This is a genomic window from Rothia sp. HMSC078H08 (genome assembly GCF_001808955.1).
GTDB lineage: Bacteria > Actinomycetota > Actinomycetes > Actinomycetales > Micrococcaceae > Rothia.
Window position 1 is genome coordinate 1 of the sequence record NZ_KV795256.1, and the last position, 23,202, is coordinate 23,202.

Below are 23,202 nucleotides of genomic sequence, written 5' to 3' on the forward strand. Positions count from 1 at the left end.
GATGCCTCCAACCACACTCAACTCTGAAGAGCCCCTAAATCATATTTTTTATTATTCTGATTGTTTTGGGTGGTTGGTGCTTGAGAGTTTTGATTACTCTGCACTGTAGCACTTTTCCCAGTCGAGTTAGACGATTGAACCCCAGCAATAACACCGGAATCTTTCGATGCAACCTGAGAGCCTGATGAATTCTGTGGCAGCTCTTCTGCCATAGTCTTCCTCCTTGAAACTAGATGTATGTGTGTCGTCATACCATGTCGCTGACCTCCTGCGGTCAGCCTCACTCATTATATAAAAATGTGAAGCAAAAACTGCCATAAAGCCTTGTCAACCCACAACCAAAGACCAATAGCGACACGCTCCATCTCATAGCGAAAACAGAAATGCCGCCGCACTCCCCCGAAACTCGGGAGGGTGCGGCGGCATTCTCGTATTCAATTCATGGTTGCCGAGTGGCGTATGGGGCATACAGCGGCGGTTCGCTACACACTTCCTCCGCGCCGACGCAGGGAACCCGCCCTCGCAGAGCTCGGGCACCCTGAGGGCGCATCCGGAAGGCGTAGCATCACCGCATCACACCGGAGCAGAAATCCTTAGACCGTAGCAAAGCTACCGGTACGAGCCGCTTCCTTCGCGGCCAGCTCATCCGCATGACCGTACGCGTAGAAAATCTTCGCGTCATCCAGCTCAGCAAATCGAGCCAGGTAGCGGCACACCGCGCCACGCTGAGCCTTCGTCATCGAGGACAGCAGAACAGGGTCCGGGTGAGTAATGCCGTTGTCGCGGCTCGGTGCCGAACTACCGAACTCGGGCTCGTAATCAGAGGTGATATTGGTGAAACTCATCGGTGAGTACCTTTCCTTAGGGCGTTTCTTAGGGCAACGCCGCAACAATGCAGACGCTACCGGAGGCAACACCGCGAAAAGAACCTACGGAGATCATCGGAAGTCTCTTCGCAGTAGTGGTTGTGATACCTCTAAACTACCCAAGAGCTAATCAATGTTCAAGAACCATCAGGGAACGCCCCCATAGTGGACACGTTCCCGGTTGTCAGGAAGAAATCAGGGGCATCATAGCGGCATGGGACCGCCGAGTCTCCAACCGAACTGAAACCTGCCCGAAAGCCAGCGTGAAAGCCAGCCCGAAAAGCAGAAATGCTGCCGCACCCATAAAGAGTGCAGCAGCATTTCTAAAAACTAATTGTGCAGGCTACGCCATAGTTGCGTAGAGACCGCGCTCGGCATCCTTACGAGCCAGCTCGTAAGCGTGACCGTACGCGTAGAAAATCTTTGCGTCATCCAGCTCAGCGAAGCGCGCCAAGTAGCGGTAAACAGCTCCTCGTTCTGCGCTGGTCATGTCGGAAAGCAACACGGGGTCCGGGTGCATGACGCCGTAATTGTGTACAGAAGCAGACCCGCCGCATGCAGGTTCGTATGCGGGGGCGATCATAGTCTGAGTCACCAGTATTCATCTTTCGTTGGTGCGCACGGTTGTGAAGCGTACGCGAAGTTGAGTGATAGATACTGCCAACACCACCTCGACAAGCGCCGAAATAGTATCCGCAGTGCTGAATATATTACCGTGGATACGGAGACTACGCCAATTAGAATCAGCCAAACCCCAACAAATCTTAGGTGCACACGAATGCATAAAAATTCTGGGGTGCCCTTCCAACGGCACCGCCTAAGCACCCTAAACTACAGCGCTCTGCCCTGCTTTACTCTCCTGCTTTTTCTCCCCTGCGAGGTTATGTTCCTCTGCATCCTCAGCGTCTTCATCCTCACCGTCAAGACCCAGAAGAGCCGTCACCATCGGCAAAGGATTGAACTCGCTCAGCTGACCCGTGCGGTCCACCTTGCGCATCATGAACGCACGCTGCAAACGCCGCTGAGTCCACGGCGAAAGCACCATCATCAGCAGCGCCTCCACCACAAAAATGCCGACCAGAATCCACAGCAGCAGATCCGAAGAACCCGCCTGCTCACGCAGCTGCTGAGCATCCGCCACCAGACGGTCAAAACCCTCCGAATGTAGGTGCGACGTATCAAGTCCCGTCAACGCGGACAGGCTCACCGGCGACGCCACATTCAGTAGCACCGACAGCATCAGCAGAAGCACCGCATACAGCCCGTAATGCATGGTGCGCATCCACTTCTTCACGCGCGCAAAACCGCGGTTCAGTTCCGCACCAATATCGGTGAAAGCCGCCGCTTTCTGCGCCTGCTCACCCGCCGGCATCATGTGCGGCACCAGACGGTGCGCAAGCATCAACGGCACCGGCGAGCACGCATCAAAATACTGCATGTGACTATTCACCGACGGGCCCGGCAGGGTCACAAAGCTGACGTCTACATCGGCGGGCTGAGTAATATTCGACCTACCAATACTGTCACCACGAGCGGAAATCTCGCACCGGTCAGCCACATCAAGATCCTGCAGCATCGGCGCGTAGGCGCGCACATACAGGTGGCAGGCGCTACGCACCGACATCATGAGCACCAGAATCAGCGCGCCCCAAAACGCCACGGAGGCGGCGGTCAGCTCAGGGACCGCGCCCTCAACACGCAACTGAGCCAGCAGCAGCATGAACACCGCGTACAGCATGAAAACGCCGTGCACGAAGAGCAACGGAATCAGCCATTTCACGTAGGCGCGTGTGCCGTACGGGTTGACCAGGCGCGCATCCGCCAGACGCACATCAGCCGGACTCTTTGCGGAGGGAGTTTCGGAGGCGCTGTCCCGGGCACTCTTGCGGCCAATACGCGCCCTACCCTTGAAGGTACCCGGCACGCTCACAACCAGCGGCACCACACTCAACGCCAGGGGTACCAGCATCGCATAGTGCAGTAGCGAACGGTACGGGCCAAACAGCAGGGACGCCTCCACCAGCCAGGAGAACGCCGCGACCGCGCTCACCCACAGCAGCATGGAGCGGTTACGGTAGCCGCCCGCAGCATCCAGGTGCCCCGGAATGTCGTTGCGGTCACTAGCGATAATGCTAATCGGGACCACGCCACTACCCAGGCCGTAGAAGAAACGAATCGGCTTCTTACCCGCCGCCGCACGACGACGCAGCAACTCATAGCTCAAATACCCGCCCTGCGAATGAGCAATAATGCCCACCGCATCGCTACGGGAACTCAAATCGTCCAGCTGACGATCCAGACGCGCATAAATACGCTCCAAATCGCGCGACTCCGGGCTGGTTGCCGTCTGAATCAGCTGCGTCGGAATAGCCTTCACCAGCGCCCACAGCTCACGGGCACGACGAGCCAAAACCCAGCCCACAATACCCAGGCCGAGTGCCGCCGCCAGACCCGTAAATGCACCCTGCGGAGTGCCCAGAGACGCCACAAAAGCATCGCGGAACGTCATGAGCGCCATAGCCGCCAGCACCAGCCACAGCGCCACGTTCACAAACCGCGCCGTAGAACGCAACAGGTGCCCGGCACGCTCACGCCAGGTCGCGCCGGGGCGCTCGTAGTAGAAGCAGAACATCAAAAACAGCGGCAAAACCGTCGCCAACCAGGGCAAATGCTCCTTCAACGGGCGGTAATGCCTGGGCCGCCAGAAGCCCTCCTGAAAAAGGAGGCTGCGGCGAGTGACCGTGCGAACCGGGCGCGGCTTCGGCTGAGGCAGGCGCGGAAGCTCAAGATTAGGCAGCTCGATGTTCGGGAGTTCGATGTTCGGGAGCTCTACCTTGGGAAGCTCAATTTTCGGCAGCTCAATCTTAGGGAGCTCCACCTTGGGTAACTCCACTTTGGGCAACTCAACCTTCGGAAGTTCAATTTTCGGCAGACTGATTTTTGTAGATTCTTTGGGCTCGGAGGCTTCGGCGGGTTCTTTCTGCGCGGAGTTCTCTTCAACCTGCGGGCTTTCCTCAACCGAGTCAGCGGGGTCGGCAGGGTACTCCGTGCGCTCAATCGTCAACGAATACGTCAACTCGCTGTGGTGGCTCAGCGGGTTCACCTCGGCGGCAGGCGGGAAGGTATCACCGTCAGGAATCACCTCAACACGAACCCGCGCAGAAGCCTCTGCAGCAGGGTTCTCTTCGGAGGCGGCGACAGAATCCGTGTTCAGCGCCAGCAGAGTCTGCACACTATGCGCCACCGGCTTGCCAAAATACGCGAGCGTCTCGCCGTGATTCTGGTAGCCGATACCGTGAACCAGCAGCACCGCCGCATCATGGTGCTGGCCCTTGCGGTGCAGGGCACTCTCGGATGCGCAGAAGCATACTCAGCCAGCCGTTGCTGCTCACCATCAGACAGCGCACTACCCTTCAGCAGATGAGGCACCTTCGACATGCCTCTCACCTCCTCGCCTCTGCGCACAGCGCGCCCGCAAACCCGCGTAGCTCAACGCCCAACCCGGGGCAAAAACCGCCCCTCACTAGAACACTACAGCACGACTAGAAAATCACAGCACGTCCAGGCCGTCACAGCGAATCTGAACCGGGCGCTCCCCCACGTTCTTCTTCAACGCCGCAATCGTTGCACGCGTAGCACGCAACTCACGGGTCACCTGCTGCGCAATGCCATACGAGAAAAACATCAGGGTACGCCAATCGCCCTGAACCGGCGCCTCCTCAGAATCCTCCTCAAGAGACTCCGACCAGGCAAAATACCCCTGATCCAGAGGAACCGGACCCACAATACGCAACTGCTCACGCACCCGCTCCGGCAACGCAGAAGAGCCCAAGAACTCCTCCATGAAGGCGCGAACATCCGCCTCCGCACCGGTCACCGCAGCCGTACGAACCGCCGGAGGCAGACCCGTCTGAGCGCGCTCCTCCAGCTCCTGGCGAGCAAACCACGCAGGATCCCAACGCACCAGTGCCTGCTCCACCGGCGACGGCGAAGCAGTCGTCACCACCGTACCCTCAAGAGCCGCAGGACGGACCAACGCCGCCGCGTTCAACCAGCGACGCAACGCCGCCTCCGGAGCACGCAACGAATCAAAACGAAGCATCTTATCGGCATCCAGAAGAAGCGCCGCTGCATAGCCGCCAAAAGCCACCGGCTCAGCACCCGGAGTCGCCACCACCAACGCAGGCTCAGGACCAACCGACGCGCGCACATGGTCACCCGCCGAAGAAATCACCGGAACATTCGGGAACGCACGACCCAGCTCCTCAGCAGTACGAGTCGCACCCGCCGCCGAATAACGCCAATGCGTAAAACCACACTCAGAACAACGCCACTGCTGCGCCAAATGACCGCACCACGAACACGACGGAACCGACGAACCAGAAGACACCGACAAAGGCCCACTACACTCGCCGCAACGCGCCGGCATGCGGCAACGCTCGCACGAAAACGACGGAATATAACCGCTACGCGCCACCTGCACCAACACAGGACCACGCGCCAACGCACGACGAGCATGCTCAAACGCCAGGTGCGGAATACGCGCCATCGCCGCCAACGGGTCACGCGCCAACTCAAACTCCGAACCCGTCGAAAAAATACGCGGCGAAAAATCGCGCACCAGCGCACGCGGCGCACGCACATGAGACGCCCAGCGGGTACGCACCAGACGCGCCGCCTCACTACTCATACTGAACCCGGCAAACAGCGCCGCAGTATTCTCAGCCGAAGCACGCAGAAGCAACACATCGCGGGCATGACAATACGGGGCGCGCTGCTCCAACAGCGAGGAATCGCCATCATCCCAGCACACCACCAGACCCAGATTAGCCACCGGCGCATACGCGGCGGCACGGGTACCAATCACCACCGGAACCCGACCCAAACGCGCCTTCACAAAACCGTGATAGCGAGTATGCGGAGTCGAATCAGAACTCAAACGCACAAACGCGTCAGCGGGCAGACGCTCGGCGAGCGCCGCCTCCAGAAGATCCAGGTTCTTAACGGTCGGAACCACCGCAATAGCACCGCGACCACTCGCGGCAGCCGTAGCGAGAGCAGTCGCCAAAACATCCGCCCACGTGTGCTCCAGGTGGCCGGGAAGAACCGTCATCACGGCGCGAGTTGCGGCACCGGCGGCGACATCCTCAATGAACTCCGCGCCGTTCTCGTAATCGGAAAAGACGGAGGCGGCATCCGGCGCATCCGGGTTCAGCGCCGGCGGATCCAGCACGAAGGGCGCGGGCGCGCCGGGAGTGGCAAGCCAGGCGTACGGGTCGGCAGCGCTGGAGGCGGCGGAGACGGCATCAGGCTCAGATTCCGCACACTCAGGTTCCGCGTTCTCGGGGGCGTTTTCCTGCGACTTCTCCCCCGCGCTCGCCGGGGTCATCTCGGGAGTGTTCTCCGGGGTGTTCTCGGGGGTATTGGAAGTACTTACCGGGGCAGAATCACCCAAATACGCCGACTCGTAACCCGGCAGAAGAGGCGCGTACTTCTTATCCAGGGCGGCAATGCGCGGCGGCACAGCCAAGCGCAACACATTCGCCACCGTGGAGGCGTAACGGTTGGCAAGCGCCTCCGCCAACACAAAAATTTCGGGTGCAACAGAGGGCACACGCGACAGCACCGACTTGAGCGGCAGCAGCGAGGTGCGCGTCCAATCAGTCGTGGCGGCGCGCTCCTCAATGTAACCGGTCAGCTCGTGGCCGTTGAACAGCACGCGCACGCGGGCGCCGGGCACCGCATCCTCACTCAGCTCAGCGGGCACACGATAATCAAACGTGCGGTCCACCTGCGGCAGGGTGCTATCCACGCGCACACGCGCCACAGGGTTCGGCACGCCGCTCGCCTCCAACTCGGCGGCAACGTTCACCGGCTCCGGGGCAGCCGGAATCAGGGCATCACGAAGAGCAGGAAATCCCTGCAACAGGTCAAGCTGTTGCAGGGATTCCTGCTGAGCACCCAACGGTGCCGAAGAGTTCGATTCAGAACTGCTCTGAGTCACCCGAATCTGCGTGCTCCTCTACCCTGACAGATATTAGGAGGAGGACACTGCCGAACGCAGTGCATCCACGCGGTTCAGGCGCTCCCAGGTGAATTCCGGCTCGGTACGACCGAAGTGGCCGTGAGCTGCGGTCTTCTTGTAAATCGGGCGGCGCAAATCCAGTTCGTTAATGATTGCCAGCGGGCGCAGGTCGAAGACCTCACGCACAGCCTTCTCAATCTTGATCGGGTTGACCTTCTCGGTGCCGAAGGTTTCAACATACAGACCGACCGGCGCTGCCTGGCCGATAGCGTACGCAACCTGAACCTCGGCGCGGTCGGCAAGACCGGCACCCACAATGTTCTTCGCAACCCAACGCATCGCGTACGCTGCGGAACGGTCCACCTTCGACGGGTCCTTACCGGAGAACGCGCCACCACCGTGACGAGCCGAACCGCCGTAGGTGTCCACAATAATCTTGCGGCCGGTCAGGCCCGCGTCACCCACGGGGCCACCCTGAACGAAGCGGCCAGCGGGGTTCACAATGAACTTAGCGTTGGAGGAATCCAGCTCGACGCTGCCCAGAACCGGTGCGATAACGTGCTTCTCAATGTCCGCACGCAGGTCAGCCAGGTCGTAGCTTGCGGTGTGCTGGCTCGAAACAACGACGGTGTCCACGGAGACAGGCACGTTGTTCGAATCGTAGCCGAGGGTCACCTGAGTCTTGCCGTCGGGGCGCAGCTCGGTCAGCAGGCCGTCCTTACGGACCTTGGTCAGACGCTCAGAGAGGCGGTGCGCCAGCCAAATCGGGGCGGGCATCAGCACGTTGGTCTCGTTGGATGCGTAACCGAACATGATGCCCTGGTCGCCCGCACCCTGGCGGTCGTACTCGTCAGCAGCGATGCCCTGACGAACCTCAAGGGACTCGTACACGCCGGCGTTAATGTCCGGGGACTGCTCGCCGATGGAGACAGACACGCCGCAGAACTCGCCGTCGAAGCCGCGGGTAGAGGAATCGTAGCCGATACCCAGAATGGTCTCGCGCACGATGGAGGGGATTTCGACGTAGCTAGAGGTGGTCACCTCACCCGCAACGTGCACCTGCCCGGTGGTTACCATGGTCTCCACAGCAACATTCGCTGCGGGATCCTGGGCGATGATGCCGTCAAGGATGGCGTCAGAAATCTGGTCACAAATCTTATCGGGGTGGCCTTCAGTCACCGACTCGCTGGTGAATAGGCGCAGATGGTTATTACTCACGGTTTCCACTCTACTGGTTGAGGGCGCGCGAAGATAGCGCGCTCGTAATGATGACGGTTTCCTTCAATTATGACACGTTTGTTAAGCGCTATTACGAGGCGGGGTGCTGCAGCCACTCGCCGGACGAGCGGCACCTCCCTCGGCACCACCAAACACTTAGGTCAGCGCCGCCAGAATCTTCTGAGCCAACGCCGGACCAATACCCGGCACCGCCGTCAGCTCCTCAGCGCTCGCCTGCTTAATCTGAGCCACCGACCCGAAGTGCTTAATCAGCGCGGCACGCTTCACCTCGCCCAGACCGGGCACCTCATCCAGGGCGGAGGCGACCATCGCCTTACCGCGCTTGGAACGGTGGAAGGTGATAGCAAAACGGTGCGCCTCATCGCGGATGCGCTGCACCAGGTACAGCGCCTGCGAGGTGCGCGGCAGCACGACCGGGTAGTCGTCGTCCGGTAGCCACAGCTCCTCCAGGCGCTTAGCGATGCCGGCAACGTACACGTCCGTAATGCCCAGGTCGCTCAGCGCGGCGGAGGCGGCAGCCACCTGAGGCGGGCCACCGTCCACGAGCACCAGGTTCGGCGGATAGGCGAACTTCGCAGGCTCGGGCGTGGAGGCGTCAATCTCACCGGAGTGCACGGGCGCGGCTTCGCGTTCCGCTTGCTGCGCCAGGTGCCTCTTGAAGCGGCGCGTAATGACGTCGTACATGCTGGCGGTATCGTCACGCGCGGCGTCGCCGGTAATGCTGTAGGTGCGGTAGGCGTTCTTCGCGGGCATGCCGTCCTCAAAGACGACCATGGAGGCAACCACGTTCGTGCCCTGCACATGCGAAATGTCGTAGCACTCGATGCGCAGCAGCGGGTCCGGCAGTTCGAGCGCCTCCTGCAGCTCCACGAGGGAGGCGCTACGGGTGGTCAAATCACCGGCACGGCGGCTCTTGTGCAGGGTCAGCGACTGGCGCGCATTCTCGGCGACCGTCTTCATGAGTTCTGCCTTGTCGCCACGCTGCGGGACGCTAATCTCCACGGGCCCGCCGCGCACCTCCGCCAGCCAGGACGCCAGCTGCTCCTTATTCTCGGGCTCCACCGGCACGAGCACGGAACGCGGAATATCGTAGCTGTTCAGGCTCTTCTCAGCGTCCTTCTGGGAGGCGAGGCTCGCCGCAATATCGCTGTACACCTGCGCGATGAGCTGCTCGATGAGCTGTGCGTCGGTGCTGTCGTTGACCTTCTCCACGATCCAGCCGCGCTGGCCGCGGATCCTGCCGCCGCGCACGAAGAACACCTGAACGGACGCCTCCAGGTCGTCCTCAGCGTAGGCGAACAGGTCAGCATCCACGGTCGCGCCGAGCACCACGGCGTTACGCTCAAACGCCTTAGTCAGCGCGGCAATATCGTCACGAAGAATCGCGGCGCGCTCAAAGTCCATATCAGCGGCGGCGGCCTTCATTTCTGCGGTCAACTGGGCGATATGCTTCTCAGCGCCACCACCCATAAACCGGGTCAGCCCGCGCGCCAACTCGCGATGCTCCTCGGCGCTAATCTTGCCCACGCACGGCGCCGCGCACTTATCGATATAGCCGAGCAGGCAGGGCCGGCCACTATTCTTCGCGCGGTTGAACACGCCGTTCGTGCAGGTACGCACCGGGAAAACGCGCAGTAGCGCATCCAGGGTTTCACGAATCGCCCACGCCTGCGAGTACGGCCCAAAATAGCGCACGCCCTTACGGCGCTCGCCGCGAGTGACCATCGCGCGCGGGTACACGTCATTGACGGTAATCGCCAGGTACGGGTACGACTTATCGTCGCGGAACGCAATGTTGAAGCGCGGCGAAAACTCCTTAATCCAGGTGTATTCAAGCTGCAGCGATTCCATCTCGCTCGCCACCACGGTCCACTCCACGCTCGCCGCCGTATGCACCATTGCGTAGGTCTTCGGGCTCAGCGTCTGCGGGGACGCAAAATAGCTGTTGAGGCGGTTGCGCAGGTTCTTCGCCTTGCCCACGTAGATGACGCGGCCGTCAGCATCGCGAAAACGGTAAACGCCCGGGTCGGTGGGGATTTCGCCGGGGGCGGGGCGGTAGCTGGAAGGCTCTGCCATGGGTACTTTCTCCTCGCTCTACTGGGCTTTCTGCTGGGGTGCCGGGGTCGGTGTGGGCCGCTGCTGGGCTACCGGGGTCATCTCGGGCTCGCGCATACGACAAACCGCGCATCCTGCACCCGTCTCCCCCAAAGTGCGGGGGTTGGTGTGTGAATGCGCGGTTTAAGTCTACGCGGTATATGCGGCGTGTGCCCTAGCCTGCGTCACGTGCGGCTGAGGGCGAAACGTTGTACTCATGCTTTCGCGCCTGACCGGACAGCTGAGCAATCTCATCCATGATCGTGTCGGTGGTGACGCGACGCTGCTTGCCGGTCATCTTCTCGCCGGTCTTCTCAAAGTAGAGCGGCTTGCCCACACGAATCGTGAAGCGGCGCGGGTAAATCATGTTCGAGCCGGGCTTCTGCAGGCGGTCGGTGCCAATCAGACCAACCGGAACCACGGGCGCGCCGGTCATGTGCGCCAGCCACGCCACACCAATCTTGCCACGGTACAGGTAGCCGTCGCGGGAGCGGGTGCCCTCGGGGTAAATGCCGAAGACCTTACCCTCCTGCAGCTTCTCCAGGGCAATGTCGAGCGCCTTGAGCGATTCGGAACGGTCGGAGCGGTTCACGGGAATGATGTCCACGGCTTCAAAGAATGCCTTCATCATCTTGCCTCGCGGGCCGGGGGTGTTCACGTACTCAGCCTTGGCGAGGAACGCCACGCGGCGCGGCATCATGGCGGAAATAATGATGGAGTCCAGGAAGGACAGGTGGTTGGAGGCGACAATCACCGGGCCGTTGGCGGGGAAGTTTTCGAGTCCGGTCACGCGGGCGCGGAAGACGGTGCGCAGGATTCCGGTGACTGCTTTCTGGGTGGATTTGTAGAGAAGCACGTGAACTCTCCTGAGGTGCCGATAGATTGCGGGCTGTGGCGGCGGTCCGCCGTGGATGCGGGGTAAGTGGCCCCTTCTGAATATACGCCGCCAAAGAGCACAAAATCTGTACTGCAATAACCTGTGCCGCAAAAAATTTGTACTGTGTTTAGTAGCGTCGGGTTTTATTATTCCACACCCGAGTGTAGGCACGTGAGGGGTGCCGCATTCCCCTTCCACATGCTGGGATGCGCATCCCGCCCAAGTTCCTGCGAGTGCCCCGATTGAGGGAGTCTGCACAGCTTCCACCCCGGCGCCTCCTCCCTCGTTACAGGCGGGGAGGGAGCGCGGAAGCTAAGGGTTCAACCTCAACGTAATATTTCAGGTTTTCCGCCTTATGATTGCCAATTTCCCCGCCAAATAGCCGTGTCACATTATGACGCTACGTCAGCAAAGTTTCGTAAATGCGCATTTAATATGCAAAAATGAGAGCAGGGTGGGCTGTCGCACCTCCCTCAAGGACGATTCACCCTGAACATAGTGAGCCGCCCCTCCAGCGGATGTGCGTCGGGACCACTCCACCTACAAATTCCACGCACACTGGAGACATACACTATGGCTACAAAACCCGTCTCGCGTGCGCAGGCAGCAAAGATTGCCCGCCGCTCAGACACGGTCGGTGCCTATGCCGGAAAAGGCTGGGTACAGGCTGTTGCGTTTGTGATGCTCCTGGGCTTCACCATCATGGCAGTCCTTGCAATGCGCACCTACGCACTCTCCATGCCGCTCCCCGATAAAATCGTCGGCAACGACGGCAAAACTATCGCAACCCAAGAACAGATCCTGCACGGTCAGGAACTCTTCCAGGGACGCGGCCTGCAGCAGTACGGATCCGTACTCGGCCACGGTGCTTACCTCGGCCCCGACTACACTGCAGAATACCTGCGCCTGACCACCGATGCTGCCGTCAAGGAGTACCGTGAACAGGGCAAGCAGGACCCCCGCGAACTCGTCAAGAACGAGTGGCGCAAGGAGAACAAGTACGACGAGCAGACTAAGACCATCACCTGGTCCGCTGGTGAGACCAAGGGCTACCAGCTCATGCTCAAGCACTACCGCGAAACCCTGATGAAGGGTGACACCTCGCAGGGCCTGTTCCCCCACGCCATTAAGAACGACGAAGAACTGCACGACATCGTCGCCTTCTTCGGCTGGACCGCATGGGCATCGGCGGCAGACCGCCCCGACCAGCCCTACTCCTACACCAACAACTGGCCTTCCGAACCCAACGTGGACAACAAGCCCACCGCGGATTTGATGGTCTGGTCGGCACTCTCCCTGATTGCCCTCATCGGTGGTACCGGTCTGATGTTCGCCATCTACGGCCGCTGGTCCCGCGCTATCGGCTGGCACGCGGAAGAGGCACCCGTCCTCGACTTCCGTCAGCCCGACGAAGTTCGCCTGACCCCCTCGCAGAAGGCAGCCTGCCTGCTCTTCGCAACCATCCTGGTGCTGTTCCTCCTGCAGGCTCTGGTGGGCGCACTCACCGAGCACTACCGTGAAGAACTCACCGGCTTCTTCGGAATCGATATGGGCCAGCTGCTGCCCTACACGGTATCCCGAACCTGGCACCTGCAGCTCTCCCTCTTCTGGACCGCAGGCGCGTTCCTGGCGGGCGGTATCTTCATCGCCCCGCTGATTACCCGCCGCGAACCCAAGAAGCAGGGTCTGCTGACCTACGTCCTCATCGGTGCCGTGGTCTTCGTGGTGCTCGGCTCGCTGCTGAACGAATGGTTCTCGCAGAAGGGTCTGGTCCCCACCAACTCCATCTTCTCGCAGCAGTGGGAGTTCCTGGACCTGCCGCGATTCTTCCAGATTCTGCTCATCGTGGGCATGTTCATCTGGATTGTGATCGTCGCACGAACCCTCACCGCCCGCCTGAAGGGCTCTAAGAAGACCTCCCTGCCGTGGCTGTTCCTGTTCTCGGGCCTGGCCATCCCCATGTTCTACGCGGTCGGCCTGCTCGCAGGTCAGCGTACCCACGTGACCGTCGCCGAATTCTGGCGCTTCTGGGTGGTTCACCTCTGGGTGGAGGACTTCCTCGAGCTGTTCACCACCGTGATGGTGGCGTACATCTTCGTGCTGCTCGGCGTTGTCCGCGAGCGCATCGCTATCTCCATCATCATGATGGACGCCGTGCTCTACTCCGTCGGTGGCGTGGTCGGTACCCTGCACCACACCTACTTCGTCGGTACCCCCTCCGAGCAGATGGCATTCGGTGCGTTCTTCTCCGCAGCTGAGGTTATCCCGCTGACCTTCCTGACCGTTGAGGCATGGGGCTTCATGCAGCTGGGTGCTCGCCAGTACTCCAACCGCACCAAGCCTTTCCCGCACCGTTGGGCCGTGATGTTCCTGATCGCCGTGGGCTTCTGGAACTTCCTCGGCGCTGGTGTTTTCGGCTTCCTGATTAACCTGCCGATCGTGTCCTACTTCGAGATTGGTACCGCACTGACCGCAAACCACGCTCACGCCTCCATGATGGGTGTGTACGGTATGCTCGCAATCGCGTTCGCGGTCTTCGGTCTGCGCTACCTGGTTCCCGAGAACAAGTGGCCTGAGAAGGGCCTGAAGTTCTCCTTCTGGACCCTGAACATCGGTCTGCTGTGGATGTCCTTCATCTCGCTGCTGCCGCTGGGTATCGCTCAGCTGTACAAGTCCGTTGGTGAAGGCTACTACGAGGCTCGTTCCTTCGCGTTCATCCACGACGGCGCTTCCGCCGTGATGGGTTGGATGCGTATGCCCGGTGACGTCATCTTCCTGGTCGGCATCTTCCCGCTGATCAAGCTGGCATGGCTGGGTATCAAGGAGATCTTCTCCAAGAACTCCAAGGAGACCGTCCTCGAGCTGCCCGAGCCCCCGCTGTACGAGGTGGTCGACGACGCTCGTATCGCCGAGTTCGCCGGTGCCAAGGCTGCTGAGGAGCTGCCCGAGCAGACCAGCCCCTACCGTAGCGATCGTCGAGGCTAACCATGCCTGAGCAGATTGCTGGAGTATCTTTCTTCGTGTGGCTGGCCTGCGTGTATGCGCTCGGCCTGATCGCCGTGGGGTGGTGCTTCGATATTCTCGCTAAGCGCACCAGCCAGCGTGTCGTGGCGGCGCGAACCTTCGGGTTCACCTACCACGAAGAGAGCGATGCGTGGCTCTGCCCCGAAGACCAGTGGCTGTGGGCCACGGCCTTCGACTCGGACAACCGCGTTATGCGCTACCGCGCTAAGCCCAGCGTGTGCAACACCTGCCCGATTAAGGACAGCTGCACCGTCTCGGCAAACGGCCGCGAACTCACCCGCGAGGTGGACGAGTGGCCCTACTCCGAGTCGGGACGATTCCACCGCGGCCTGGCCGTGGCGGTCTCCCTGCTGGGCGTTGTGGTCATGATTGGTGCGGCCATCGTGTGGCACTCTCCCCTGGAGCTTCTGGTGGAGGCAGCCGCAGTGGTGGTCGTCCTATCGCTGACCTACCCGCTGGCGATTAAGCTCATGCGTTCCCCCGCCAACTTCGAGGGCGACCCGAAGCATATTCACGCATCCACCGCCGAAGAGTCGGTGAACGTGAAGATGGATCGCTTCGCCGCGAAGTGGGGTGGCGTCTCGAACGAGCGTAAGCGCCGTACCGAGCAGGCCCGCAAGCAGATGATTGCGGATGCATCCCTGCCGGTTCGCACCTCGGTCCTCGACCCGGATCGCCCCGCCTGGAGCGGTACCGGTGCCTCGGTTAAGCGACTGCACAAGACCACGAACGAGGTCTTGCAGGAGCAGAACCTGGCCGAAGTTGAGGCCGCCGAGAAGCTGGCGAAGAAGTAGCAATGCTGATGGTCCCTCCGTCCCGGCGTTCCCCCGCCGGGGCGGAGGCCCATTGCGCATCACCCCCCCTGAACCTCCCCACCGGAAGGGCCGCCGCGAGCACCACGTGCCGCTGACAAACTTTCCGAACACACCCTCCCGTCGAGTCTGTACGAGGCGCAGTCGATGGGTGCACATGCCCCGAATGAACCATCCCGAATAGATGTGAAGGAAACCCATGGATCCCGTCACCCTGGCAACAATCCTCATCCCAGTTGCCGTTATTGTTCTTTTTATTCTGATTCGTATGTTCCGCGTGATCCCCGAATATGAACGCGGTATCTCCTTCCGTTTCGGCCACCTGCGTTCCGAGCTGAAGCCCGGCCTGAACGTGGTCTTCCCCCTCGTCGACTCCCTGCAGCGCGTTGACATGCGTGTTATCACCCTGACCATTCCCCCGCAGGAAGTCATCACCAAGGACAACGTTCCCGCCCGCGTGAACGCCGTTGTCCTCTTCCGTGTGACCAACGCCAAGAACGCGGTGCTTGAGGTCGAGAACTACCCGATCGCCACCAGCCAGATCGCCCAGACCACCCTGCGTTCCCTGCTGGGTCGTGTTGACCTGGACACCCTGCTCGCACACCGCGAGGACCTGAACGAGGACCTGCGCTCCATCATCGGCTCCCGCACCGAGCACTGGGGCATCCAGGTTGAGCTCGTCGAAATTAAGGACGTTGAGATTCCCGAGGCCATGCAGCGCGCCATGGCCCGTGAGGCTGAGGCCGAGCGTGAGCGTCGCGCAAAGATCATTTCGGCACGCGGTGAGCTTGAGGCTTCGAGCGAGCTGAAGGAAGCATCCGACATTCTGAGCCAGTCCCCCGCTTCCCTGCAGCTGCGTTACCTGCAGACCCTGCTGGAGCTGGGCGCCGACCAGAACTCGACCGTGGTCTTCCCGCTGCCCATGGACGTGATCGGCCCCCTCGTGGGTGCGCTCAAGGGCGAAAGCAAGTAGGCTCCTCCCCCTAAGCTAAAAACCGAATAGTACGTAGGCCCCGAGCAGATAGCTGCTCGGGGCCTACGCTTTAACGGCGGCCGGCCCGCGGGGCTCCTCCCCCGATCCGCTAACCGCCGCCGTCCATGCCGTAGCATGGAACCAGAAGGCCCCCGCCGGCTGGGTCTTCAGAACCTACCACCGACAGATGAGGGCGGTCGCATGCTTCACCACCTCCGCGAGACTCTTGGACGTATTCCCGCGCCTCGCCGCTACGGGCGCATCATGGCGCTACTCCTCGCCTCCCTGGGCGGCGCGGTGGACGTCTTCTCGCACATGCGCTACGAGGCCCTCGTCGCCACGCAGACCGGTAACTTTATTCTGCTCATCGCCGATCTGCATCGCGATACTCCCCATGCGGTGCACCTGCGCTGGTTCTCCGTCATCTTCTTCAGCTGCGGATACCTGGGAGGGCATCTTATCCATGATCTGCTGGGGCAGCGGGCCCGGATGCGGCACTGGCGCATTGGCACGCTCCTGCCGTTCCTGCTGGTGTGCTTCGCGGTACCCTTTACGGACAGAACGCTGAGCAATAGCTTTCAGGTGGGCGCGCTGGCCTTCACGGTCGGCCTGATGATTCACGCCCTCGCGGACACGCGCATTGGCGAAAATCCCTTCTCGCTCTTCATGACCAGCGGCAATTGGCGCAAAATGCTCAGCGCCTGGTACGCCGCCGGCTCCCTGTACCTTCCGCTGAGAACCCCCGACGGAGCTACAAAAGATGAGGCGAAGGCACGACGCCGCGCGGCTCTACTCAAAGCGCTCGACTACTCGCTTGTGGTCATCTCCTTTATAGCCGGAGTGCTTCTCATGGCCCTTGTGCACCGGTGGGTCGGCGTATTCTCCATCTGGCTGGCCGCGCTGGTGGCCGGCACTGCGTTCTGCTTCGGCTACCAGGCGGAGAAGAAGGAGAGTCGAGAGGGGCAGAGCGCATAAACTTTTGCTCCGACTGCGGCTATAGACGGCGGCAGATCAGAAAACAGAACAGCAAAATATCCCGTGCAGATGAGAGTATCTGCACGGGATATTTCTATGCGGAATTTATACACGAAATGCTTTCACACGGAGCCCCGAAACCCGGGAGGAAAGCATTTGGCCCGCCGGGGGGGGTTGGATGAGGTGGTTGCGGCGGGCCAAACTGGTCGGTTACACGCTGTAGAGGTGCGGGCGCGGCAGGTACATCAGCCAGTTGGGTGAGGGCCGGAATCCTGCCGCAAACGGTTTTCACCGACGCCTTAAGCATAACCGGCACAACCACCGAACCGTCGGTAGCTTGAGTGAAGCATCAATCACCCATCTCACGCCATGCCGGGGCGGTATTCAGCCCAAAAATCGGCGCCTATCATCTAGCGCAGCGCCCGGCAAACTAACGCAATGCTCGGTGCGCCTGGTCAAAGAACTCACGCTCGTACACGCACGCCGACAGGTACGCCCGCGCCGCGCGCACACGCTGAGCCGGTGAAGCCGTCTCAAACGCACGCTCCACCTCCGCGAGGCTACGCGCCACCTCCGCGGCGAACTCTTCGCCACCGTACATGCTCAACCACTCCGCGTACGGGTGGTCCGCATGATTCTGCGAGGAGAGCACAGCGCCCACCTCTTCGTACAGCCAGTAGCAGGGCAAGATAGCGGCGGCACCGACCACGTAATCATCACCGGCAGCGGAGGCACGCAGGAAATTCGTGTACCCCATCGTAATCGGTGAGGGCCCACCCAGACGCGCACGGTTCGCCAGCCAGCCCTCGTGCAGCTGCGATTCGGCGGCAATCGCCTCATGCGCACCGGCGGCCCAGTGCACCTGCGCCTCAGCGGTGTCAGCACGCGCCGAGAGAGTCGCGAGCGCACGCGAATAATCCCGCAGGTAGAGGGCGTCCTGGTCCAGGTAGAAGGCGAACAGGTCCTCGTCGAGGGTTCCGTCACCGAGGGCACGCACGAAGGGCAGGTCCAGGATCTGGTGCCAGGTTTCGCCACCGGCTGCCCAGAGGGCGGCGGTCCAGGGACCGGCGGGCTTTACGACGGCTTCACCGGCGGGTACGGGGCTGACCGGCAGCAGACGCTCCGGGCTGGTGCCGTCCAGAGTATTGCCCTCAGAGTCGGTGGTGGCGAGCAGGTGATGCCACGGGTACGCGGAGGCGGCAGCCTCCAGACGGCGGGCACGGGCGGCGTGGTCCACCGGGCCGTGGCCCTCACCGGAGCCGACCTGCAGACCGGCACCTGCGGCAATGGATTCGTGGAGCCAGCGGGTGCTCCACTGCAGGGCGCGGTGGGTGTCTTCGCTGGTCAGAACGCTCTGCTCTGCGGTGTACTCTGCGGCTTCGGTGTGCTGGAGCAGCTCCACGCCCAGGCGGGTTGCCAGCGAGGAGGACAGGGAGCATCCGGTGCCGTGCGTATTACGGCTGTCCAGGCGCGGGGTGCGCACGTGAGCGCAGGTGCCGTCCGGGAAGACCGCGGTGTTACCGGCGTCCTGACCACACAGGTGGCCGCCCTTCACAATCACGGTAGTTCCGGTCGCCGCAGCAAGGTTCGCCGCCTGCTCGTGCGCCTCATCGAAAGTCTGGGCGGGCTCCTTCTCACAGAGCACGGCGAGCTCCGGAATGTTCGGGGTAATCACATTCACGAGCGGCACGAGATCGCGCAGCGCCTGCTCCGCTTCCGCCTGCAGCAGGCGGTCACCGCTCGAAGCAATCATGACCGGGTCGAGCACAACCACGGGCACGGGGTGCTCGCTCAGCCAGGTGCGGACCGTACGGATCGTGTCCGCGTCGCCGAGCATGCCGATTTTCACGGCGTCAACCGTGACATCATCAAAAACGGCGGCAAGCTGCGCGGTCAAAAATTCCAGGGGCGGGGTGAATACTTCACGAACCCCGCACGTGTTTTGGGCGACCAGTGAGGTGGTCACGCACATGCCGTAACCGCCGGATGCGGCAATGGACTTGAGATCCGCCTGGATACCTGCACCGCCGGAGGGGTCGGTTCCCGCAATGGAGAGAACCCTCGGCACCCGAGCTGTCTGGGGTGCCCGGGGGGTTCCGGAGGCGCTCGCGCCGGGTGCAGGGCTGGTGGTGGGTGCGCACGCGGGCGCAGTAGGCTGCTCTGCCATCATCGATAATCCCTTCGCTAGTTCGAACTAGAGCAGGTTCAATGGGTGATTCTCTCAGCCTTGAGTGTTCTTACGCCGTTTCGTGCGCCCACTATGCCTTAGCTCTTCGCTGTGCCGTAGCCCTTCGTTGGGCGGTCAGTTGGGCGGGTTAGCGGGTCGCGGGCGTCTCAAGGCACCCCATATCGCTCTGCCAGGTTATCACAATGATTCTTAGTAACTGAAAGTTTTGCGGGTGACAAGTGAATCTCTCCGAAATTTTCGTTTGAGTCTTGCACTCTTGCGAGTGCTCCCACCGCCGATTTCAGTGCACCTTTGTGCGGAAACCACCCGTTAAACACGTAGTGCCCGGCACCGCTTCACGCAGTGCCGGGCACTATCAGCCGGGCTTATCCACAGGACTTATCCGCTGGGCTTAGGTCAGGGCGAAAATCTCCGCCGGTGAGCCCTCCGCAATGATCCTACCCTCGTGCAGCAGGACCGCACGGTCAGCCAGGGAGGCGATACGCGCATCGTGCGAAATGATCAGCACCGCACGGTTCGCCAGCACCGCACGCAAGGACTCGGTAGCGTCCGCGAGCTCCAGCTGGGTGGTGGACTCGTCCAGAATCACGGCGTGCGGGTCGGCCAGCACGATACGTGCCAGCGCCAGCTGCTGAATCTGGTCGCGGGTCAGAGGCGAATCCGCGCCACTGACAACGGTGTCCATGCCCTGCGGCAGGTCGCGCCACCAGCGGGCACCGACAGCGTCCAGGGCCTCACCCATCTGCTCGGCGGTCGCGTCCGGCACGACCACCGTAAAGTTATCGGCGAGAGTACCGAAGAAGACATGTGCCTCCTGGGTGCAGACCAGCAGTCGGGGGCGGCCATCGGCGGCGGCATCGGTCGGGAAGTCGCCGTGACCGACCGGGCGACCCATCACGGTGATGGTGCCTTCCAGGGCGGTCAGCGAACCACCAATCAGGCGAGCCATAGTCGTTTTACCCGAACCGGAACGACCCACCAGGGCGAGCGCCTCACCGCGGCGAATCTTCAGGTTGATGCCTTCAAGCACCAGGGCGTCCGGGGAGTAGCCGTAGGAGACGTCGGTGCAGTCAATGGCGTACTCCGGGTTCTTCACGGCTTCATCCAACACCTTGGAGGAGGCCTCGGCCCGGTGCTGTGCGCGCTCCTCACGCTGCTTCTTCGCCAGGGAGACCACACCAAACACGCGGCCCATGTTCACGAGCATGATGCGCAGGCTGCTGACGTGGTGGTTCAGCATGTCGGCGAGGGTTCGCAGACTGAAAACCATGACCGAGGCGGTCGCCACGGCACCCCAGCTTGCCCAGCCGATAGCCACGCAGGCGGCACCCCAGAGCATGCACAGAATCGTGGGAATCCATGCGTTGATGGCATCCACGGTGAAGTACAGCTGGCGGATGCGCACCATGCCCAGCTGCGCGGCGAACTGGCGCTTGTTCTCACTGGCGAAGGAGTCTTCGCGGGCGGTGTGAACACCCAGCTCACGGATCGTGGAGGTGCCGCGAATGTTCTCGGTCAGCACGCTGTTGAGGTCGCTCACGCGCTCCTGGGCGGTCTGGTTGCGTGCCGCCATGAGCGGCAGCATCTTCGACATGATGAGGGCAAGACCGGCAATCATGGGCAGCATAATCAGACCCATTGCGGGGCTCACAAACGCCAGGGAGATCGTGGAAACCAGGAAGTACAGGACCACGTAGATTGCACCGAGAAGGTCTGTGCTGACAGCGTTTGCTGCCGAGGACAGGTCGTCGGTCACGCGGGTCAGCAGGTCACCGCTGCCGGCTTCTTCCACGGTGCGTGCGTCCAGGTCGAGGGTGCCGTCGAGGGTGTCCTGGTTGGCGTCACGGGTGACGAGCGCACCCAGTCGCGCCGCACTGTACGAGGAGACCATGAGGGTCACTGCCTGCACGATGAACGCCGCCAGGATAATCAGAATCGGCTGCCACGGGTAGCTGGCGAACTTACCCGCCACCACGTCGTCCACGGTGGCACCAATCTGCAGGGGCACCACCGCACCCATGAGGGTGCTGACCATGTAGATGACGAAGGTGTAGAGGGCTCGCCCCTTATGCGCTGCGAGGTAGTTCCACATGCGGCGTGCCACATAGGCGGGGCTTTCGATGGGGAGCTGCTTTGCCATGCTAGTTCACCTCCTGATTCTGAGTGGTTGCGGGGGTTTCTGCCTGAGCGACGGGGTAGCCGTCGCGTTCCATGCGGCGGGTCGTCTCCGCGGTCGTGGAGACAACGTAGACCTGCTCCATATCCTGCAGCAGGCCGGGGTAGCCGACGGGCAGGCGGTCGCTACCGATCTGGGTTTCCATCGCATCGTAGATGTAGCGCTGGCTGGGTTCGTCCACGGAGTTCAGCGGCTCGGTCAGAATCAGCACCTGCGCGTCCTGTGCGAGCGCACGGGCGAGTGCCAGACGCTGACGCTGACCACCGGAGAGGTTCGCACCTTCACTGGTGATGCGTGCGGCGAAGTAGTCTTCGGGGTTGCGTCCGCCCAGTCGGTAGGCGATTTCGCGGGAGTCGGTAATCTTCAGCAGTTCCTCATCCTTTGCCTGTGCCAGCTCCTCGTCGGGGTTCGGCACGGTGCCCAGGCGCAGGTGCTCCTGCAGGGTTCCGGCGAAAATCATGGGGTTCGGTTCGCTCAGCAGCACTCGGCGGCCGGAGGCGTCCTTGAGGTCCTCTCCCCCGCGGCGTAGGGTGCGGGCAAGCGCCTCGGCATAGTCTTGCGCGGTGAGGTTGTAGTCGCGCGGGTTGACGTACACGATGCGCGGGTTGCTGGCACCGGCGGGGGCGACGGGTACGGGCACCTCGAGGGTGCTAGCCTCGACTGCCTGTTCGGCGCGTGCCAGCTGCGCCATTTCTTCGTCGGTGCGCGGGCTCTTCAGCACGCCCTGGCGCACGCCCGCGTGACCTTCGAGGCGGGCGACCTTGGCGAGCGCAATTTTGGCGTAGCGCCATTCCGTCAGGAAGTTCTGGGTAATCCAGATGGGGCCACCCATCATCGCGATAATGGAGGCGACTGTCACCAGGGACGCGGCGGGCGTATCGGATACCCAGCGGCCGTTTTCGACGTGGCCGGTGAGGGCGAATCCGATGCCGAGCAGGGTCACGGCGCCACCGAGTAGCGCGCGGATGAGGAACATCCAGCGGTGCGTCTTTTCGTAGCGCATGTAGCTGTCGAAGACTTCGTCGGTGCCGCGGTGGTAGCGTTCACGCATCTGTTCTTCGGCGCCGAGGCCGGCGATGGTGCGCAGACCGGTGGCGATATCGGAGGCGCGTGAGGAGGCTTCGCCGTCCTTCTCGCGGTATTCGCCAATCTTGGATTCGAGGAAGGACGAGTACCAGGCGATGACGCCGACCACGATGAGCGTACCAATGAGGGTGACAATCGCGGTGACGGGGTTGATCAGCCAGAGCTGCACGGCACCGAGGGTCGCGATAATCATGGCGTTAACGAACAGCGGTAGGGAGAAGTAGACATCCGTAATGCGGCGTACGTCTTTGTTCATGACGGTGACCGCTTCGCCGGAGTCTACGCCAGCGCGGGTGCGCCCCATGAGCCGGTTGATGTAGATACGCCAGTCGCGGCTAAGTTCCGCGCTGAGGGTCATGGAGGTGCCCCAGCCGAAGAACTCGTTGATCACGATGAAGGTGATGGCTGCGACGACCACCCAGAACATGGGCCAGGCGTCGGGGGCTTTGCCGGCGATGTGCTGGTTGATGAATTGACCCACCATGACGGGGATAAGAATCGCACCGGTACCCGCGGTGGTTTCACCCGCGACGGGGATTGCCCAGCGGTGCCAGGGGTATTTGTATCCGGGTGCGGTGACGCGCAGGGCGAGGCGCTTTTTGAGGGCTTCCTCTTCTGCCTTGCGCTGTTCGCTACCGGTTACTTCCTGTGCAGCTTTTTTCTGCGCAGTTTTCTTCTGAGCGGCTTTTTCCTGCGTGGTTTTGTTATGCATGGATTCTTCATGCGTAGCTTCTTCACGCGCGGCGTTTTCTTGTGCCTTGTCAGCGTTGTATTCAGTCATTCAACGTCTCTCCTTTCTCTTACCCTATTCCTTTATCAATGTGGCACGCAACACTATTTACGCAATAGATGGGCGTGTCGTCATTT

15 protein-coding genes and 1 riboswitch are annotated in these 23,202 nt (G+C 61.6%); of the genes, 4 read left to right on the forward strand and 11 right to left on the reverse strand.

Translation table 11 applies throughout. From position 1 onward, the window contains the following. Window positions 1–17 precede the first annotated feature (17 nt). From HMPREF2528_RS09155 to HMPREF2528_RS05570, 8 genes are all read right to left on the reverse strand, one after another. Window positions 18–212, reverse strand: a complete 195-nt coding sequence (locus tag HMPREF2528_RS09155) for a hypothetical protein (protein WP_141744692.1) — start codon at window positions 210–212, stop codon at window positions 18–20. Window positions 213–593: 381 nt separating this feature from the next. Beyond that, entirely contained in the window at window positions 594–845 is a 252-nt protein-coding gene (locus tag HMPREF2528_RS05540) for a hypothetical protein (RefSeq protein ID WP_049346313.1), read from the reverse strand. A gap of 364 nt (window positions 846–1,209) precedes the next feature. Next, entirely contained in the window at window positions 1,210–1,461 is a 252-nt protein-coding gene (locus tag HMPREF2528_RS05545; RefSeq protein WP_049327135.1) for a hypothetical protein, read from the reverse strand. A 231-nt stretch (window positions 1,462–1,692) separates the two neighbouring features. Continuing rightward, window positions 1,693–4,176: an aconitase gene (locus tag HMPREF2528_RS05550; protein ID WP_246823887.1), complete on the reverse strand. Its 2,484-nt coding sequence runs from the start codon at window positions 4,174–4,176 to the stop codon at window positions 1,693–1,695. A 240-nt stretch (window positions 4,177–4,416) separates the two neighbouring features. Further along, a complete protein-coding gene (locus tag HMPREF2528_RS05555; RefSeq protein WP_070543023.1) occupies window positions 4,417–6,870 on the reverse strand; it encodes a primosomal protein N' family DNA-binding protein in 2,454 nt (817 codons plus the stop codon). A gap of 33 nt (window positions 6,871–6,903) precedes the next feature. Then, entirely contained in the window at window positions 6,904–8,109 is a 1,206-nt protein-coding gene (gene metK / locus HMPREF2528_RS05560; RefSeq protein ID WP_070506421.1) for a methionine adenosyltransferase, read from the reverse strand. A gap of 156 nt (window positions 8,110–8,265) precedes the next feature. Next, on the reverse strand, window positions 8,266–10,206 hold the full coding sequence (uvrC, locus tag HMPREF2528_RS05565) for an excinuclease ABC subunit UvrC (protein WP_049353131.1): 1,941 nt from the start codon (window positions 10,204–10,206) through the stop codon (window positions 8,266–8,268). Window positions 10,207–10,399: 193 nt separating this feature from the next. Next, window positions 10,400–11,080 carry a lysophospholipid acyltransferase family protein gene (locus tag HMPREF2528_RS05570; RefSeq protein ID WP_070543026.1) on the reverse strand — a complete coding sequence of 227 codons (681 nt, stop codon included), beginning with the start codon at window positions 11,078–11,080 and terminating at the stop codon, window positions 10,400–10,402. Window positions 11,081–11,674: 594 nt separating this feature from the next. Between HMPREF2528_RS05570 and HMPREF2528_RS05575 the strand changes: the two genes are divergently transcribed. From HMPREF2528_RS05575 to HMPREF2528_RS05590, 4 genes are all read left to right on the forward strand, one after another. Further along, complete coding sequence (locus tag HMPREF2528_RS05575) at window positions 11,675–14,086, forward strand: nitric-oxide reductase large subunit (protein ID WP_070543030.1); 2,412 nt, start codon at window positions 11,675–11,677, stop codon at window positions 14,084–14,086. A 2-nt stretch (window positions 14,087–14,088) separates the two neighbouring features. Next, complete coding sequence (locus HMPREF2528_RS05580) at window positions 14,089–14,919, forward strand: transposase (RefSeq protein WP_070543033.1); 831 nt, start codon at window positions 14,089–14,091, stop codon at window positions 14,917–14,919. 217 nt (window positions 14,920–15,136) lie between these two features. Further along, window positions 15,137–15,910 (forward strand): slipin family protein, encoded by a 774-nt coding sequence (locus tag HMPREF2528_RS05585; RefSeq protein ID WP_049334114.1) that lies wholly within the window; start codon window positions 15,137–15,139, stop codon window positions 15,908–15,910. A 201-nt stretch (window positions 15,911–16,111) separates the two neighbouring features. Continuing rightward, window positions 16,112–16,885, forward strand: a complete 774-nt coding sequence (locus HMPREF2528_RS05590; protein ID WP_049334113.1) for a YoaK family protein — start codon at window positions 16,112–16,114, stop codon at window positions 16,883–16,885. 430 nt (window positions 16,886–17,315) lie between these two features. Here HMPREF2528_RS05590 and HMPREF2528_RS05595 read toward each other — a convergent pair whose 3' ends face one another. The 3 genes from HMPREF2528_RS05595 to HMPREF2528_RS05605 all read right to left on the reverse strand — a co-directional run bounded on the left by HMPREF2528_RS05595 (window position 17,316) and on the right by HMPREF2528_RS05605 (window position 23,116). Then, window positions 17,316–19,055 carry a bifunctional hydroxymethylpyrimidine kinase/phosphomethylpyrimidine kinase gene (locus tag HMPREF2528_RS05595; RefSeq protein ID WP_083297878.1) on the reverse strand — a complete coding sequence of 580 codons (1,740 nt, stop codon included), beginning with the start codon at window positions 19,053–19,055 and terminating at the stop codon, window positions 17,316–17,318. After that, a riboswitch (TPP riboswitch) is annotated at window positions 19,044–19,242 on the reverse strand. Its footprint overlaps the gene before it by 12 nt. Window positions 19,243–19,464: 222 nt before the next feature. Continuing rightward, a complete protein-coding gene (locus tag HMPREF2528_RS05600; protein ID WP_070543037.1) occupies window positions 19,465–21,213 on the reverse strand; it encodes an ABC transporter ATP-binding protein in 1,749 nt (582 codons plus the stop codon). A gap of 1 nt (window position 21,214) precedes the next feature. Then, window positions 21,215–23,116 (reverse strand): ABC transporter transmembrane domain-containing protein, encoded by a 1,902-nt coding sequence (locus tag HMPREF2528_RS05605; protein WP_070543042.1) that lies wholly within the window; start codon window positions 23,114–23,116, stop codon window positions 21,215–21,217. Window positions 23,117–23,202 lie beyond the last annotated feature (86 nt).